This is a genomic window from Kordia sp., from assembly GCF_965283645.1.
In the GTDB taxonomy this organism is placed as follows: domain Bacteria; phylum Bacteroidota; class Bacteroidia; order Flavobacteriales; family Flavobacteriaceae; genus Kordia.
The window spans coordinates 1,552,967-1,569,616 of record NZ_CBDIPG010000001.1; the positions used below are offsets into that span (position 1 = coordinate 1,552,967).

The window sequence follows — 16,650 nt, forward strand, 5'->3', positions numbered from 1 at the left end:
TTAAGGGAGTTATGTTGCTAATTTTTGATTTTCCATATCCTGTTCAAATTCTTCAATAGATCTTAATCCTAAAAATGAATGCAATCTTCTTTTGTTATACCAAGTTTCTATCCATTTAAAGATTGATACTTCAGCTTGAGATCTGCTACCATATTTATGATAATATACCCATTCCACCTTAAGAGATTTAAAGAAAGATTCTGCTACTGCATTATCCCAACAATTCCCTTTTCTACTCATAGATTTCTTCACAAGCCCTTTATAACTTTTGAGAACAGTATTGAATATATTACTTGCATATTGAGAACCTCTATCTGAATGAAAAATCAATTCCTGTATTATTTTAATATTTTTAGTAGCCATATGCCAAGCTGGTATAATAGTGTTCTCAGTACTTAAATCATTACTCATAGACCATCCAATGACTTTTCTGTTGAACAAGTCAATAATCACAGTTAAATACAACCAACCTTTGCTTGTGTATATATAGGTAATATCAGATACCCATACTTGATTTTTCCTATGGACTTTAAAATCTTGATTTAATAGATTAGGTACTACAGGATACTTATGATTACTATCTGTTGTAATTTTAAACTTATGTTTACGCTTTACAATTAGATTAAGTTCTCGCATCAATCTTGCTATTTTACGTTTAGATACATAATGACCATATTTTTCTAATTCAGCTTTCATTCTTTCTGCTCCATAGCTTTGATAACTATATTCAAAAATATGTTTGATGAAATAAATAATAGAATAATTGTTTAACCATCGTTTTGATGGTTCCTTGCTCAACCAACTATAATAACTACTCCTGCTTACTGCTAATACTTTACACATCTTCTCAACTGGAAACTTCAATTTATGGTGCTTTATAAATCTATATTTGTTCTGTCGCTCTTGGAGAAGATGCTCACCGCTTTTTTTAATATTTCATTCTCTAAGCGACTCTCTTGTAATTGTTTCTTTAGTTTGGCTATTTCTTTTTGATCATCTGTTTGCTTAGGATTTCCTGGTCCTGGAAAACTGTTTTTACCATATTCATTATACTCTTTTCGCCAACGATGCTGCACTGATATTGATAATCCTAATTCTCGGGAGGTTTCTTCTACATTACCCTTTTGATGGCTTAATGCTATTGCCTTGCGTTTAAATGCTTCTGTGTAAGTCTTTCGTTTTTTTGACATCTTTCAAAGTTAAGTTAATTAATGATTTAATCTCTTAACTCTATGTCCAATCAAATGTAAATATTCCATTACTTTTTCTAACCATAAAATTGTATTCCAAAGAGATTCCATAGTAGCTTGATTCTTCAGCCAAACTCTTTCATTATTATCTAACTTTACATATTTGTAACTTGAAAAAAATTTTCCTTTTTTTAGAGCGTTACTCTGCAGAATATCAGAAAATTTATTTAATTGAATTTGATCTTTATGTCCCGAAGCTGTAGAATAATAAACAAATTTTTTTTCCAATATAGTATAAACACCATCTTTTCTATGAATACCTAATAAAACTTCTTTTCCTTCTTTCTTCAAGAGATTAATAATTGCTGAAGTTTCGTCAACAAAATAATGACCTGCATTTTTTTCCAAGTTATTACGCTTAATTCTAGCTTTTAAAATATTTATTTTCATAATAAGTTTTTTATTAACACAAAAGGAGATAAGGGATTCCAATTTTTTATTACTGTATATCCTTGATATGTGCCTCCTTTTTTTGATAAATAATTAAAAACCTTTTTTAATCTAGGCGTAACAGTATTTGTTACAACTTTTATCTTATCAGCAACATTTGCTTTAAGGGTAGTTTCTACTAATTCCATACTCCCTGGTGTTATTACTTTGGTAAAATTGATATTTACCTTAGCCACTCCATTTTTTATCGACACAAAATAATGATATGTTCCTAAGTCATACATAGCTTTTGCAGATTCATCACTAAACTTTACTGCACCAGCTGCTACATTGACTCCTTTTGACGCTTTTTTTAATTCATATGCTTTATATAACCATTTCCTTCCTTGGAAAATTTTAATAACAACAATTTCTCCAACAAGCAACTCAACCGCCATTTTTTCTGCCTTGATACCCAGCTTCAGCATCTTCCCCCATTATTTGGTTATTAACATCTAGTTCACTGAGTCCCTGATTTTTGGCCATTTTACTAGCCATACGTTGTCGAATCATTCTTTCTGCTCCCGCTTCACCACAACATTCTTCTTCTACTGTATCACTTACGGCAGAATTAGAACTTTCAGTTCCATCAGCATTTAAACCCTGACTAGCCATTGCCTCATCGTAAGAAACTGCTTCTCCATTTCCATTTTCATATTGCCCAGAACTAAAATTATAATGCTCACCATCTGCTCCACTAGGATCAGCAAAGAATATAGGATTATTATCAAAAGCTTGATATGGAGAGTAATCATGATGTGTTATTGGGTCTTGTACTACCCAACGTGCAATGGCAGGATCATACTGACGCATATCCATTTCAAACATGTTATTTCCAAGTTCATTACTTTCCTCAATTCCATTGTATCCATACTGATGGTCACGTCCAGTTATTTGAGAATTATACCCTTTATGTTTCAATCCAAAAGGATAGTAATCTACTTTCAAGTTTTTGAAAGACTCTCAATAAACAACTTAATCATATGATTTTTAATGATTTATTTTCAATGAACGTGTATTTTTATTGAGAATTTTCAATTTATCATTACTATCCCCAAAAGTAAATCTTTAAATGAGCTTCAAGATAAATCTTACTTTTTGAAAAACAAATTGTTCTTCTAATTAATCGTTTGATATGTGTTCGTAAGGTTAAATTCATTCTTTCAATTTTGTTGGTACAATATTGAAAGCGTTTGTGAATTTCTTTTGGAATTAAACTTGAATAAATATTTAAACGATCTGTATAAATTCTATTGGGTTGGAGTAGGAGAACTTTATCAATAACAAATTTCAAGTTTTCTGTGTTTCTATTGCCAATTACAAAACCAATTACATCCTTGGTTTTCCGTTCGATAGCATAAGTCAAATAATTTTTTGTTTCTTTATTTCCGATTCTCACGAACATTTCATCTACTTCAAACGTGCATCCAAACTTATTGAAATATGGAATCTTAATCTGTTTACTAATCTTTAACATTCTTGACAGAACTGTTTTTGGAGAAATTTCTAATATTCTTGAAACATCCATAACTCCACAACTATTTTTTAATAATCTGGTAATCCAAATATTGGTAGTTACTTTATAAGCATTGTATGTATAATTATCTTGAAAATTGTGTTTGCAATTTTTACAATGATAACGTTGTCGACCATTTCGTTTCCCTTTTTTGATACAATGTGATTGATTACATTTTTTACAATTCATAACCACAAATATACCAAGCACCAATTTACACCACGAAGGGAAATAGATTCTTTATTTTATACACTCTAAGGAACTTTCATTATTTCAAAGAACTAGAATGAGCCTCAATTAAGAGACTCATTTTTTATTTAAGTTATTGATAGTCAATATCAAAATTTCACTTTTTTTCTAAAGCACCATTTTCACCCATTACCTATATGTACTTAAATTCATTATTGAACATATTTTGTCTTTTTGATAAAGCTCAATACAATAAATGAGATTAAGAAGAAAACTGCCAAGAATAACACAGACCATTGCATAGAACCTGTAATTGCATTTAACGCTCCAAACACCACCATTCCTAATACAATTGCTATTTTTTCAGTAACATCATAAAAGCTAAAATAGGTTGCAGTATCTTCTGTTTCAGGTAATAATTTTGAATAAGTTGAACGTGCTAAGGATTGAATCGCGCCAAGCACTAAACCTATTAATCCGCCCAAAGCGTAAAAATATAGTTCAATATTCGCTTGATTTTTATCTAGTGAAAATGCCACAAAACAAACAATTCCCCAAATGATAATTGTAATTTTTAATGCTGTTAAGTTTCCATACTTTTTGGAAACATTTGAGAAAATATACGCACCAAAAATTGCAACAAATTGTACTAATAATATAGCGCCAATCAAGTTTGTTGAAGGCAATCCTAATTCTGTACTTCCAAAAATTCCTGCCATGTAAATAATGGTTTGCACACCAACACTAAAAAAGAAGAATGACATTAAAAATGTACGTAATTGTGCATAATTTTTAAGTTCTTTCCACACTTTACCTAGTTCTTTAAAACCGCTAGTTAAATAGCCTTTTTGTGGTTTTCTTGTGGATTCATTCTTGGGCAATCTACTGTAGGTAACTTGCGCAAAACCAAGCCACCAAAGTCCAACAATTATAAAAGAAATACGAAATGCTTGTTCTACTGTTTCAAATCCAAATGATTCAAACTTCATAATCATTGCCAAACAAATGATTAGCAATAATATGGAACCAATATAGCCCATAATGAAACCTTTAGCACTAACCGCATCTTGTTGTTCGGGATGTGCAACTTCGGGTAAATACGCGTTATAGAAGACGATACTTCCCCAAAATCCAATTCCGGAAGTTATGGTCAGTAAAATTCCAACCCATAATGTTGATTCTCCTTGAAAAAAATACAATCCAATGATTGATAAAGAACCTAAAAGGCAAAAGAATTTTAAGAATTTGAGTTTGTTTCCTGTATAATCTGCAATTCCAGAAAGTATGGGAGAAATAAATGCTACAATTAACATAAAAAATGCTATCGTATAGCTCATTAATGTTTCTGGATTCCAATCTGTACCTAGAAATTGTATTTTTTCAGTAAGTTCATAGCTTTTAAATCCACTTGTAACCAACGCGTAATAAATTGGAAAAACGGCTGTACTTATAACCAATGAATATACAGAATTTGCCCAATCGTAAAATGCCCAACCATTAATTAGTTTCTTATCTCCTTTTTGCAATCCAGTTGTTGTGTCCATATTATTTTTTTAACTAAAAAAAGCTGTCCAAAAATGGACAGCTCCTAAAATACATATTTATTTTGAATGTCTTTGATTTAAAATCTTCCTATTGGGCGAAATGATGTTACACCAAACTTTTTAGCTTCCGTTTTTGCTAGTCCCGCTTCTGCTTGAAGGTTATCAATACGTGTTTGAGTTGCTGGATGCGTACTTAACATTTCTGGCGGAGCTTGTCCGTTACTTTTAGCGCCCATACGTTTCCACAATTCAGGAGCTTCATCTGGGTTATAGCCAGCAATTGCCATTAAATATACGCCTATTTTATCTGCTTCATTTTCATGTTTTCTACTAAAAGGCAACATTCCTAATACATTGGATCCAACTCCATAATACTGATTAAACGCTTGACGCGATTGTTCATCTTTTATGGCAATATTACCTGCAACCGCTAACCCTTGTTGAATATATCCTGCACTCATACGTTGCTGTCCATGATTTGCCAATGCGTGCGCAACTTCATGTCCCATAATTGCCGCTATTGCAGTTTCATTTTGAGCTACATCTAAAATTCCTGTATAAAAAACAATTTTTCCACCTGGCATACACCATGCATTTACTGCCGGATCGTCTACCAGATTGTATTCCCATTTGTAATCTGTTAAATATCCTTGTTGTCCATTTGCATTTAACCAACGTTCAGCCGCAACCGAAATTCGCTGTCCAACTCGTTGAATCATTTCTGCTTTTGAAGTTCCTCTAATTACTTTATTTTCATTTAGAAACTGGTCATACTGTGCAAAAGCTGTTGGGAATAATTGATCATTTGATACAAACGCTAGTGTTTTTTTTCCTGTAAAAGGATTTGTCGCGCATGACAAAATCAGCAAAAATATAGAGAGAAACATTATCTTTTTCATATTCTTATTTTTAAGGTTATTTGTTAAAATCTTTAATTATTATGTGACAAATTTACTGAATAAACAAATATATGATTAAACCAATAGATGTATTTCTTTAACTCAAAAAAAAACCTCAATTTTGAATTATCTTAGATATGTAACCAAAAAATGAGTCAAACTACACAAAATATAAAGTCCGAACCTGCTGTACAAGTACCCAAAGTAATTTTACACACAGGACGTTTTTTACAATTTATTTCCACTTCGCTTGCCGCTAAATATGCACAACGTTTGTTTATGACACCGTTAAAACACAAAATTCCAAAGCGTGAGTTTCATATGGACAAAGAAACGGAACAAACACAACTTGATGTGCCCGAAATTTTAAAAACGATAGTTGTATATCGTTATGGAAAAAGTGATAAAAAGATTTTATTAGCACATGGTTGGAGTGGACGCGGAACGCAACTAGTTAAAATTGCAGCTCATTTTCTAAACTTAGGATATGAAATTATCAGTTTTGATGCGCCAGCTCATGGAAAAGCCCTAGGTTCAACGACTTCCATGCCCGAATTTATTGAATCGATTCATGAAATAGAACAACATTATGGTCCTTTTGAATTTGCTATTGGACATAGTTTGGGCGGAATGGCGTTGCTAAATGCGGTTCGTGAAGGTTTTAAAGTTAAAAGACTTGTTACCATTGGTGCTGCAGATGTGATTACCGATATTATTCAACATTTTACACGTACACTTACGTTGAAAGATGAAGTTGGAATAAAGATGAAAGCAAATTTGGATAAGTTATTTGGGCGTGATATCGATTATGCTTCTGCACATAATGCCGCAAAAAAAGTACATATTCCAACCTTAATTATTCATGATGAAAACGATGTAGATGTTCCTGTAAGTTGTGCACATGCTATTTATAATGAACTATCTGACGGAAGTATTTATATTACTGAAAGATTAGGGCATAGAAGAATTCTCGGGAATAAAGATGTCATTCAAAAGATTGATACGTTTTTGTTGTCATCGAAATGATGAATTTATTGATTTGAAAATATAAAATTATATAACGTCATTATGAACAATAGTGAAGTAATTTGTTTCATAGCATGAGATTGCTTCGTCGAAACTCCTCGTAGTGATGTGTGAAATTTCGTTATGCTGTACTTTTTTAGTATCAATTCAGTATTGCACAAATAATTACTCAAGTTTCTTTACCTATCTTTTTTCTTGATGAAAAAAAACAAAAAAATCAATTCTGTCTGCAGGAAATTGCTAAGCAACATTCAGTATCTAAGCTACATGCGTTACGCTGTCGCGTCGCACTTCCGCTTGCTACTTCATTATTTCTTCAGACACACGCAAAACTATCATTGAACCTTTGAATAATCAAAACAAAACATCCAAACCGTTATAAATATTTGAAAATTAGCACATTTCGATATGTTGAACTTTGTGCTGAACTTGTTTCGGCATCAATTCAGTATTGCACAAATAATTACTCAAGTTTCTTTACCTATCTTTTTTCTTGATGAAAAGAAACAAAAAAATCAATTCTGTCTGCAGGAAATTGCTGAGCAACATTCAGTATCTAAGCTACATGCGTTACGCTGTCGCGTCGCGCTTCCGCTTGCTACTTCATTATTTCTTCAAGCAGACGCAAAACTATCATTGAACTTTGAATAATGAAATTCAAAATAATCAAAACAAAACATCCAAATCGTTATAAATATTTGAAAATTAGCACATTTCGATATGTTGAACCTTGTGTTGAACTTTTTTAGTATCAATTCAGTATTGCACAAATAATTACTCAAGTTTCTTTACTTGTCTTTTTTCTTGATAAAAAAGAAACAAAAAATCAATTCTGTCTACAGGAAATTGCTAAGCAACATTCAGTATCTAAGCTACATGCGTTACGCTGTCGCGTCGCACTTCCGCTTGCTACTTCATTATTTCTTCAGACACACGCAAAACTATCATTGAACCTTTGAATTTTAAATTTTCACATCTCGCAAAAGCGAATAAAAAAAGAGCCAAAACCTACTACAGTCTTGACTCTTGAATCTAAAATTTATAATTCAACATTTGGTGTTTCTTTATCCAATAATATGAATTTCAGAGAAATCTTTTGCTACAATCATAGCACCATTTTCATCAGTTTTTAAATCTGAAAGTGCTACAATTACGTTGTCTATTTGAACTTCTTTAGCTTTAAATGGTAATCCGTGAATGTTTAGTTTGAAGTTTTGATACGTGGTAATGTATTTTCCTTCTTTGTGTTGTTGAATGATGAGTTCGTTGGGTTTTCCTGTTAGTTTGAAGGTTCTCAGACTGTAACGACCTTTTGTATAATCGTAACCGTCATGTGCATCGTCAAATAGTTGCGAACGTTCTTTTCCTTCTTTGTAGTAAACTTCTAGTGTTACTTCGTCAATCTTTTTCTCACCAACATATTGTTGTATTGGATATTTTGGAATGATCGCACCTTCTAATATAAAAAGCGGCATGCTATCAATTTCTGCATCAACCCATTTTTCTTTTCCGCCTTCTACAAATTCATCAGTCCAGTAGTTGTACCATTTTCCGCGTGGAATGTACATTCTACGACCTTTGGCATTTGGTTCTTGAATTGGGCATACTAATATTTTGTCTCCAAAAACAAATTCATCTGTTCTGTAATGCGTTTGATGATCTTCTTGATCGAACATTACCAACGATTTTAATAACGGCGTTCCATGTTCTACTAAGTTCCAAAAAGCAGTATATAAGTATGGTAATAATTGATAACGTAATTCTACAAATTTTCGAACTACATCCGTAACATCTTCATCAAAAGCCCATGGTTCTTGATCGCCATGATCTCCCGAAGAATGCACTCTACAAAACGGGTGAAAGATTCCAAGTTGAATCCAACGTGTGAATAATTCACCTTGTGGTTGTTCAGCAAATCCACCAATATCACTTCCCGCAAAGGAAAAACCTGACATTGCCATACGTTGCGCTTGTACGTTTGCAATCCATAAATGTTCCCAAGTTGCGACATTATCGCCTGTCCAAGTTGAAGTATAGCGTTGTGTTCCAGAATATGCCGCACGTGTGATGACAAACGGACGTTTTGGATAGTTAAACTTCTTTAGTCCTTGATACGTTGCACGTGCCATTTGCATTCCATAAACGTTGTGTGCTTTTCTGTGGCTACATGGGTTTCCATCATAATCATGTCGGACATCATCTGGAAATGTTTTGTTTGGCACTTCCATTACGGCTGGCTCGTTCATATCATTCCAAACACCTTTGATTCCGATGTCTTCAATCAATTCTTTAAATAATCCTGACCACCAATCGCGTACTTCTGGTTTGGTGAAATCGGGAAAGTAACATTCGCCTGGCCACACTTTTCCTTTCATGTACGGTCCATCGGCACGTTTACAGAAATAATCTTTATCTAATGCTTCTTTAAAAACATCGTACTCTTTGTCTATTTTAATTCCTGGATCAATAATCGCAACCGTTTTAAATCCATCTTCAGCGAGTTCTTTTACCATTCGTTTCGGATCTGGAAAATGATCTTTATTCCAAGTGAAACAACGGAAACCATCCATATAATCAATGTCTAAATAGATAGCATCACACGGAATTTTTAAGTCTCTAAATTTCTTTGTGATTTCTTTTACATTGCTTTCCGGATAGTAACTCCATTTACATTGATGATAGCCTAATGCCCATAATGGCGGCAATTGATGTGGTTTTCCGGTTAAGTCTGTATAACTTTCTACGACATCTTGCATTTGTGGACCGTAGATGAAATAGTAATTCATTTCACCACCTTGCGCCCAAAAACTTGTTACATTTCTACGTTCATGTGCAAAGTCAAAATAACTTCTGAATGTATTGTCAAAAAAGATTCCGTAGGCTTTGTTATGATGCAAGCCTGTGTAAAACGGAATGGCTTTGTAGATTGGATCTGTATCTTTTCCGTATGCATACGAATCGGTTACCCAATTTTGAAAACGCTTTCCTTTTAGGTTTAAATGATCTGGCTTGTCTCCTAGTCCGAAGTAACTTTCACGCTCATTGACAGTTTTACTCATTTTTACGATGTTTCCACCATATTCATAGCTTTCTTCCCAATGAAAACCTAATTCATCTTCATTAATCAGTGTATTGTCTATTGCATCATACAATCGAACACGCATGTTGTTTTTGGCAATATGACAAATTAGTTTTGACGTTGTGATGATGTATTTTTCTTCGTCTTCTTCTATGGCTAAATGATTGTATCCCGTACTTGCATATTTTGTAATTGCATACGAAAAATCATTTTCAAAGGTTCCTGTAGTGGTATATCTAAAACGTAATACACTATCACGAACGATTCGCATTTGCATGACAACATCATTTTCTGCCGTAAAATATAAAGTGTCTACGTCTTTGCGAAAGTTTATTATTTTGGATGGAAATAAATTTCCTTTGTTTTCTAATTCTGTATTTACAATCATGTTTGTTGTAAGATTTAAGATATTATGTAAAAAAACGGAAAAGATTAGAGATTTGAAAGCTTTAAAAGCTTGATTTATTAACGATAACGTTATAGTTGATTATAATTATTGAAAAGTGATTTTTTTAGAGGTTTTTTTATGATTTTCTGATTATTAGCGACTAAAACCTTTGTTTTGATAGTGATGAATTTCTGTTATTTGTTCTTCGCTGTTTGAAACTATTTTTTTGCCACAAATTCACAAATGGTAGTTTTGGTTGAAAAGGTTAGATGATTATTTAGCTGTTTCTGTCATTCCTGCCGAAGCAGGAATCTACTTTTTGAATTACTATGTTATGTAATTAATATCTAAAAATTATACATTTTCGTTTTTTAAGCATTTCTCGATACAACGAATCCATGATTCGCCACTTGAAATGACGTTTAGAATTTATGATATGACAACTTCACATCGAGTGAATTTGAGTAACAAGTCTAAAAAATTACATTTATTCTTTCAAAGTACTTCTCCATAACAATTCGCTTTAGCGAATTACTCAAAGTGAAGCTCACAATACCAATATACCATAAGCAACGCGATACAAAAAATACTATCAGGCAAAGCCGCGTCTAAACATACTTCAACACTACCATTCCTAACGGTGGAATCTTGATTTCTGCAGAATAGTTTCTGAACTGCCATTCTGTTTTATCAGAAGTTATTTTTTTGTTTACAAAATCGTGTGTTCCGTTGTATTTTTTGAGATCACTATTGAAGATTTCTTTTAGCGTTCCTGCAGTTGGCAAACCAATACGATAGTTTTCACGCGGAATTGGTGTCATGTTGCAGGCAATAATCAAGTCATTTTCAGGTTTTTTCCCTTTTCGGATGTATACCAAGACTGAGTTTTCAGCATCGTTGTAATCTATCCATTCAAAACCATCTGCTGTAAATTGCTTTTCGTGAAGTGCTTTTTCTTTTTTGTAGAGTTTATTTAAATCTTTGATTAAACTTTGAACGCCTTTGTGCACATCATATTCTAGCAAATGCCAATCGAGACTTTGCTCAAAATTCCATTCTTCACTTTGCCCAAATTCACACCCTTGAAATAGTAAGTTTGCGCCTGGATGTGTAAACATGTAACTGTACAATAAGCGTAAGTTTGCAAAACGTTGCCATTCATCACCTGGCATTCTTCCTAAGATGGAATGTTTTCCATAGACAACCTCATCATGCGAAAGCGGCAACATAAAGTTTTCCGTAAATGCATAGGTCATGCTGAATGTTAAATCGTTTTGATGGTGTTTTCTATAAATTGGTTCTTTCGCAAAGTATTGCAACGTATCGTGCATCCAACCCATCATCCATTTCATTCCAAAACCAAGTCCACCAATTGAAGCTGGACGTGATACCATTGGAAATGATGTTGATTCTTCCGCAATGGTTTGTACATCTGGAAACATATTGTAAACAGCTTCGTTCATTTCTTTCATAAACGCAATTGCGTCTAAGTTTTCGCGTCCGCCAAATTGATTTGGTTCCCATTCGCCTTCATCACGAGAATAATCTAAGAATAACATGGAAGCAACTGCATCTACGCGCAAACCGTCTGCATGAAATTGATCGAGCCAAAATATTGCATTACTAATTAGGAATGATTTTACTTCGTTTCTTCCATAGTTAAAGATTAAACTTTTCCAATCAGGATGATAGCCTTTTCGTTTGTCTGGATGTTCGTATAAACACGTTCCATCAAAGAAACCGAGTCCGTGTGCATCTTCTGGAAAGTGCGACGGAACCCAATCTAAGATGATTCCGATGTCGTTTTGATGTAGTTTATCTACTAATAGTTTGAATTCTTCTGGAGTTCCAAATCGTGAGGTTGGCGCAAAGTATCCAACCAATTGATAGCCCCAACTTGGATCGTACGGATATTCCATGACTGGCATCAATTCCACATGTGTGAAATTCATATCTTTTACATACTTCACCAATTCGTCTGCCAATTCTACATATGAAAGGAATTTGTTTTCTTCCAATTTACGTTTCCATGAACCTAAATGTACTTCATATACCGAATACGGCGCATCTAAGGCATTGTGTTTTTTACGCTTTTTCATCCACTTGGTATCTTTCCAATCATGCTCAGCATTCCAAACTACAGAAGCCGTTTTTGGTGGATGTTCGCAACGACGTGCATACGGATCTGCTTTTTCCGTTTTGATATCGTTGTGATTGCTTTGTATTTTGTATTTATACGTACTTCCTTTTCCAACATTTGGAATGAATCCTTCCCAAATTCCACTTTCGTCCCAACGTACATTGAGTTGATGTTCGCCTTCGATCCAAAAGTTAAAATCACCAATGACAGAAACCGTTTTTGCACTTGGCGCCCAAACTGCAAAGTACGTTCCTTCTACACCATCGACAGTCATCATGTGTGAACCGAATTTTTCGTAGAGCTTGTAATGTTTTCCAGCTTTGAATAGATTGATATCAAATTCTGAGAATAAACTATGTGAAACTACTTTTGCCATATTTAGTGATTGATAATGTTTGTGATTCCTTTGAGTGGAATGACTGCCCAAAGTGGTCGTGAATTGAGTTCGTACCCAAGTTCATAGATTGCTTTTTCGAGCAATGAATATTTTAGTAAAAAGATGCGTTCTTGACTGTAGCCAATGTTCAGGTTTGCATCTTGAATTTTTGTGATGTATGTTTTTAAGAACACACCGATGAAATATTTATATAACAATTCACCAGCTTCAAAGAGTTCGTCTTGTGTGTGTTTGTACTCGTCTTTATGATTAAATATTGTAGCGTAAATTGCGTAATGAAAACTTCTAAATAATCCTGCTACATCTTTTAATGGTGGTTGTTTTACTTTTCGATCGCGAATGGTACTTTCGGGTTCACCTTCAAAGTCTAGAATGTAGAAATCATCATCTTTTACCAAAATTTGACCTAAGTGATAATCGCCATGCACTCTAATGCGTTCGCCTTTGAGTTTTGTCCAATCGAAATTTACCAAACGCTTTCTGATCACGTTTTTATTGTCTAAAAATTCTTGTGCAAGTGTTGCAGATAAACCTTCTAGTTTGTGCAAATTATTTTCAACCGTATTCAATCGATTTTGAAATTGATACAGTAATCTGTTTTTTAGCCAAACCGTGTAATCACCGTTAAAATGTGTTGGTGTAAATGCAGTTTCTTCAAATTCACTTCCTAGTGCAATGTGCATTTCTGCGGTTCGTTCTGCTAATGTTTGAATTTTCAAAAATAGATTCAATCCAACCCAATCAATAATTCTTGGTGATACATCACGAATGCATAATCGTAAAAAAAGTTTTGTTTCAGGTAGTTCATGTATATCAATATTTTTCGTTTCAAGATTTAGAAATACTTTGTGTAATTCTTTCAACATGTATTCCCACGCATCACCTTCATTCGGCACCATTTCTTGCATGAGTCCGATGGTGATATTATCTTTTTCAGAATCAACAATACTCAAACTTCCCAAATAGGCAGGTGTATTTTTGAATTGTTTTTTTTCTGATAGAAAACGACTCATTTCGTAGTCAGGATTTTTGTTTGCGTAGATTCTTCGGAAAAATTTCAACACACAACTTTCATTGTATACAATGGACGTGTTACTTTGCTCCAAGCCCATAAAACGTGACGATTTGTATTCATCGTTAAATTGTAAGCTTTTATGATATTGCACACGTGTTTGATCGTTTGGAGTTGCTGTTTGAATGCGCTCAAAAACCAGTTTACGAAAGGCTTCTAAGTTGATCGCATCAATGATGAAACCTTCTTGATTTTTGATACTTATTGGTAAGATTCTGTCTTCTTGTGCAAAACTTTCATCCGACACAAACGCAATCGGCAAGAAGTAATGTTGATAAAATGCTTCTTCAAAGTTTACTTCTAGTATTAAACCATAATAGACTTCACCATGTTGTTGAATTCGGAAATATTCCGAGAGTTCAATGTATTTTAGTTTGCTTGCCTTTCCACCGTACCAACGTTGTTTTATGATATAATCTTCCAACACATCTGACAAAAATGCGTTGACAAATGCTTTGTTTTCTAATAATTCTTCCCAAGAATCATTGAAGTTGTATGTAGAATTCAGATTGGTTTTGGTGGTTTTCTTAGTCATGATTCTTGGTGATTTTACAGCATCTATTTATTAATCTTAAAGATATGAAATGGCAACGCAGGATGCAATTCTACAAAGTTCCATTCGCTGTACCAATTGTAACTGTTTCCTGTGATTAAATCGTGCACTTCTACTTTTTGACCTTCATGAATGCCCAAATCGTGCAATGGCAACTGAATGTTTCCTTGTTGCGCATAGTATTGATCGAGACTGATGATGACTAATATTTCACTTGTTCGATCTTGATTCCACTTGTAAAAACCTAGTAAATTATCATTTTCTATATGACAGAATTTGATGTTATTGGTTTGTTGCAACGCTTCGTGTTCATGACGAATGGCATTGATTCGTCCAATTAAGGTTGTCAATTTATTTTGTTTATTCCAATCATAATGACACAATTGAAACTTCTCAGACATGTAATATTCTTCTTTTCCAGGAATGGCATCGTCAATCATTTGCTCAAATACAGGTCCGTAAATTCCGAGATTAGAACTTAACGTTGCCGCCAACGCATATCGTTGAATGTATTTGGCTTCGTTGGCACCTTGTAGGTGAAACGGATTGATGTCTGGCGTGTTTGGCCAGAAATTCGGTCGCATGTATTCTTTTTGGTCCGTTTGCGTGAGTTCGTTCATGTATTCCATCAACTCCTGTTTGTTGTCACGCCAAGTGAAATACGTATACGATTGTGTATATCCTTGCTTTGCTAATTGTTGCATTACTTTTGGCTTGGTAAACGCTTCCGCGAGAAAGAGTACGTTTGGATGTTTCTTTTTGACTTCGGCAATGATCCAATTCCAAAAATAGTATGGTTTTGTATGCGGATTGTCTACTCGAAATACTTCTACGCCGCAATTTATCCAATGGAATAAAGTGTCCAAACATTCATTCCATAAGTTTTTATAGTCTTCACTTTCCCAATAGATTGGCAAGATGTCTTGGTATTTTTTTGGTGGGTTTTCTGCATATTGAACCGTTCCGTCAGGTCGCCATTTGAACCAATCTGGATGCGACGTTACCCAAGGATGATCGGGCGCGGCTTGCAACGCATAATCCATTGCAATTTCAATATTGTGTTCTTTTGCTTTGGCAACTAATTTTTTGAAGTCTTTAATCGTTCCTAATTCTGGATGCGTGTCTTTGTGTCCTCCGTATTGTGAACCAATTCCCCAAGCTGAACCTACATCACCTTTTTTGGCTTCCGTCGTATTGTTTTTTCCTTTACGATTTACTTCTCCAATTGGATGAATTGGCGGAAAGTATAATGTATCAAACCCTAAATCGGCAATTCTTGGTAGTAAACGTTCACAATCTTTAAATGTTCCATGTTTTCCTTCAGTTTCTGAAGCCGAACGTGGAAAGAATTCGTACCATGTACTGAATTGTGCTTTTTTACGATCGACATAGACTTGTAATTCGTGTGATGTGTTTGCTAATATTTTTTCAGGATATTTTACAAGAATGTCATGTAGTTTTCTGCTTTTCGCTTCTGTAACTGCTTCTTCATATCGTGCTGAATCTTTAAAAGCATCAATACAATTACCTATATAATCCTTTTCTGTTTTAGTGGCTTTTTTCAGTACTAGTTTTAAGTATTCAGCACCTTCAAGCAATTCGGAAGTTATGTGTTGATTGTCGTCAATTTTTCGTTCAGCTCCATGTTGCCAATTCAATGCATAATCTACCCAACCTTCAACTTTATAGGTATAAAAACCTTGTTTTTCAACCACAAAAGAAGCTTGCCATTCGTCATTTCCTAACTCGTGCATACGCACTTCTTTCCAGGTACGTTCTTTTTCATGTTTGTACAAAACGGAAGCGGCAATAACATCATGTCCGTCTACTAAGACATGTGCTTGTACAGTTACGATTTCGTTTACAATTCGTTTTATGAAAAATTCACCATTATTTAGTTGTGGTGAAATTTGATCGATAACGACGCGTTTTTGATTTTGCATTTTTCGAAATTATTTGCGTTCTGAATTCCGAAATTACTAAAATTAGCGGCAATTTTCATACTAGTTTACCAATTATATTACTGATCTTAAAACTACAACGATTTCGAAGCAGTTTTGTAATTGATTATGTGTAGTGAATTGAGAAATTTGGACTGTTTTTGTGTTTATCGTGAGTCGTATACTCTTGACAATAATTCTTTTGAAGCGATTTGATGGTATTTAATT

At 34.0% G+C, this 16,650-nt stretch carries 12 protein-coding genes; 1 reads left to right on the forward strand and 11 read right to left on the reverse strand.

Annotation, left to right across the window (positions count from 1 at the left end; translation table 11 throughout):
- Positions 1-9: 9 nt before the first annotated feature.
- The 7 genes from ACQ654_RS06680 to ACQ654_RS06710 form a co-directional block, all read right to left on the reverse strand.
- A protein-coding gene (locus ACQ654_RS06680; RefSeq protein ID WP_430409548.1) for an IS3 family transposase occupies positions 10-1,190 on the reverse strand; the annotation gives its coding sequence in 2 pieces (ribosomal slippage) (positions 10-920 and positions 920-1,190; 1,182 coding nt in all).
- 18 nt (positions 1,191-1,208) lie between these two features.
- Positions 1,209-1,640, reverse strand: coding sequence for a hypothetical protein (locus tag ACQ654_RS06685; RefSeq protein ID WP_430409549.1), 432 nt, complete (start codon positions 1,638-1,640; stop codon positions 1,209-1,211).
- Entirely contained in the window at positions 1,637-2,107 is a 471-nt protein-coding gene (locus ACQ654_RS06690; protein WP_430409551.1) for a hypothetical protein, read from the reverse strand. The genes ACQ654_RS06685 and ACQ654_RS06690 overlap by 4 nt, the downstream gene beginning before the upstream one ends.
- A complete protein-coding gene (locus tag ACQ654_RS06695; RefSeq protein WP_430409552.1) occupies positions 2,067-2,627 on the reverse strand; it encodes an RHS repeat domain-containing protein in 561 nt (186 codons plus the stop codon). Before ACQ654_RS06695 ends, ACQ654_RS06690 begins: the two co-directional genes overlap by 41 nt.
- 100 nt (positions 2,628-2,727) lie before the next feature.
- Positions 2,728-3,384 carry an IS1 family transposase gene (locus ACQ654_RS06700; RefSeq protein WP_430408590.1) on the reverse strand — a complete coding sequence of 219 codons (657 nt, stop codon included), beginning with the start codon at positions 3,382-3,384 and terminating at the stop codon, positions 2,728-2,730.
- Between the two features lie 212 nt (positions 3,385-3,596).
- Positions 3,597-4,928 (reverse strand): MFS transporter, encoded by a 1,332-nt coding sequence (locus tag ACQ654_RS06705; RefSeq protein ID WP_430409553.1) that lies wholly within the window; start codon positions 4,926-4,928, stop codon positions 3,597-3,599.
- A gap of 77 nt (positions 4,929-5,005) precedes the next feature.
- Positions 5,006-5,827, reverse strand: a complete 822-nt coding sequence (locus tag ACQ654_RS06710) for a M48 family metallopeptidase (RefSeq protein WP_430409554.1) — start codon at positions 5,825-5,827, stop codon at positions 5,006-5,008.
- A gap of 150 nt (positions 5,828-5,977) precedes the next feature.
- Here ACQ654_RS06710 and ACQ654_RS06715 point away from each other — a divergent pair, with 150 nt between their 5' ends.
- Positions 5,978-6,853 carry an alpha/beta hydrolase gene (locus tag ACQ654_RS06715; protein WP_430409555.1) on the forward strand — a complete coding sequence of 292 codons (876 nt, stop codon included), beginning with the start codon at positions 5,978-5,980 and terminating at the stop codon, positions 6,851-6,853.
- A 1,064-nt stretch (positions 6,854-7,917) separates the two neighbouring features.
- On the opposite strand, the gene ACQ654_RS06720 is transcribed toward ACQ654_RS06715, so the two are convergent.
- The 4 genes from ACQ654_RS06720 to ACQ654_RS06735 all read right to left on the reverse strand — a co-directional run bounded on the left by ACQ654_RS06720 (position 7,918) and on the right by ACQ654_RS06735 (position 16,425).
- Positions 7,918-10,320 (reverse strand): glycoside hydrolase family 31 protein, encoded by a 2,403-nt coding sequence (locus tag ACQ654_RS06720; RefSeq protein ID WP_430409556.1) that lies wholly within the window; start codon positions 10,318-10,320, stop codon positions 7,918-7,920.
- 608 nt (positions 10,321-10,928) lie between these two features.
- Complete coding sequence (gene glgB, locus ACQ654_RS06725; RefSeq protein WP_430409557.1) at positions 10,929-12,836, reverse strand: 1,4-alpha-glucan branching protein GlgB; 1,908 nt, start codon at positions 12,834-12,836, stop codon at positions 10,929-10,931.
- Positions 12,837-12,838: 2 nt separating this feature from the next.
- Positions 12,839-14,464: a trehalose synthase gene (locus ACQ654_RS06730; protein ID WP_430409558.1), complete on the reverse strand. Its 1,626-nt coding sequence runs from the start codon at positions 14,462-14,464 to the stop codon at positions 12,839-12,841.
- A gap of 23 nt (positions 14,465-14,487) precedes the next feature.
- On the reverse strand, positions 14,488-16,425 hold the full coding sequence (locus ACQ654_RS06735) for an alpha-1,4-glucan--maltose-1-phosphate maltosyltransferase (protein WP_430409559.1): 1,938 nt from the start codon (positions 16,423-16,425) through the stop codon (positions 14,488-14,490).
- Between the last annotated feature and the right edge of the window lie 225 nt (positions 16,426-16,650).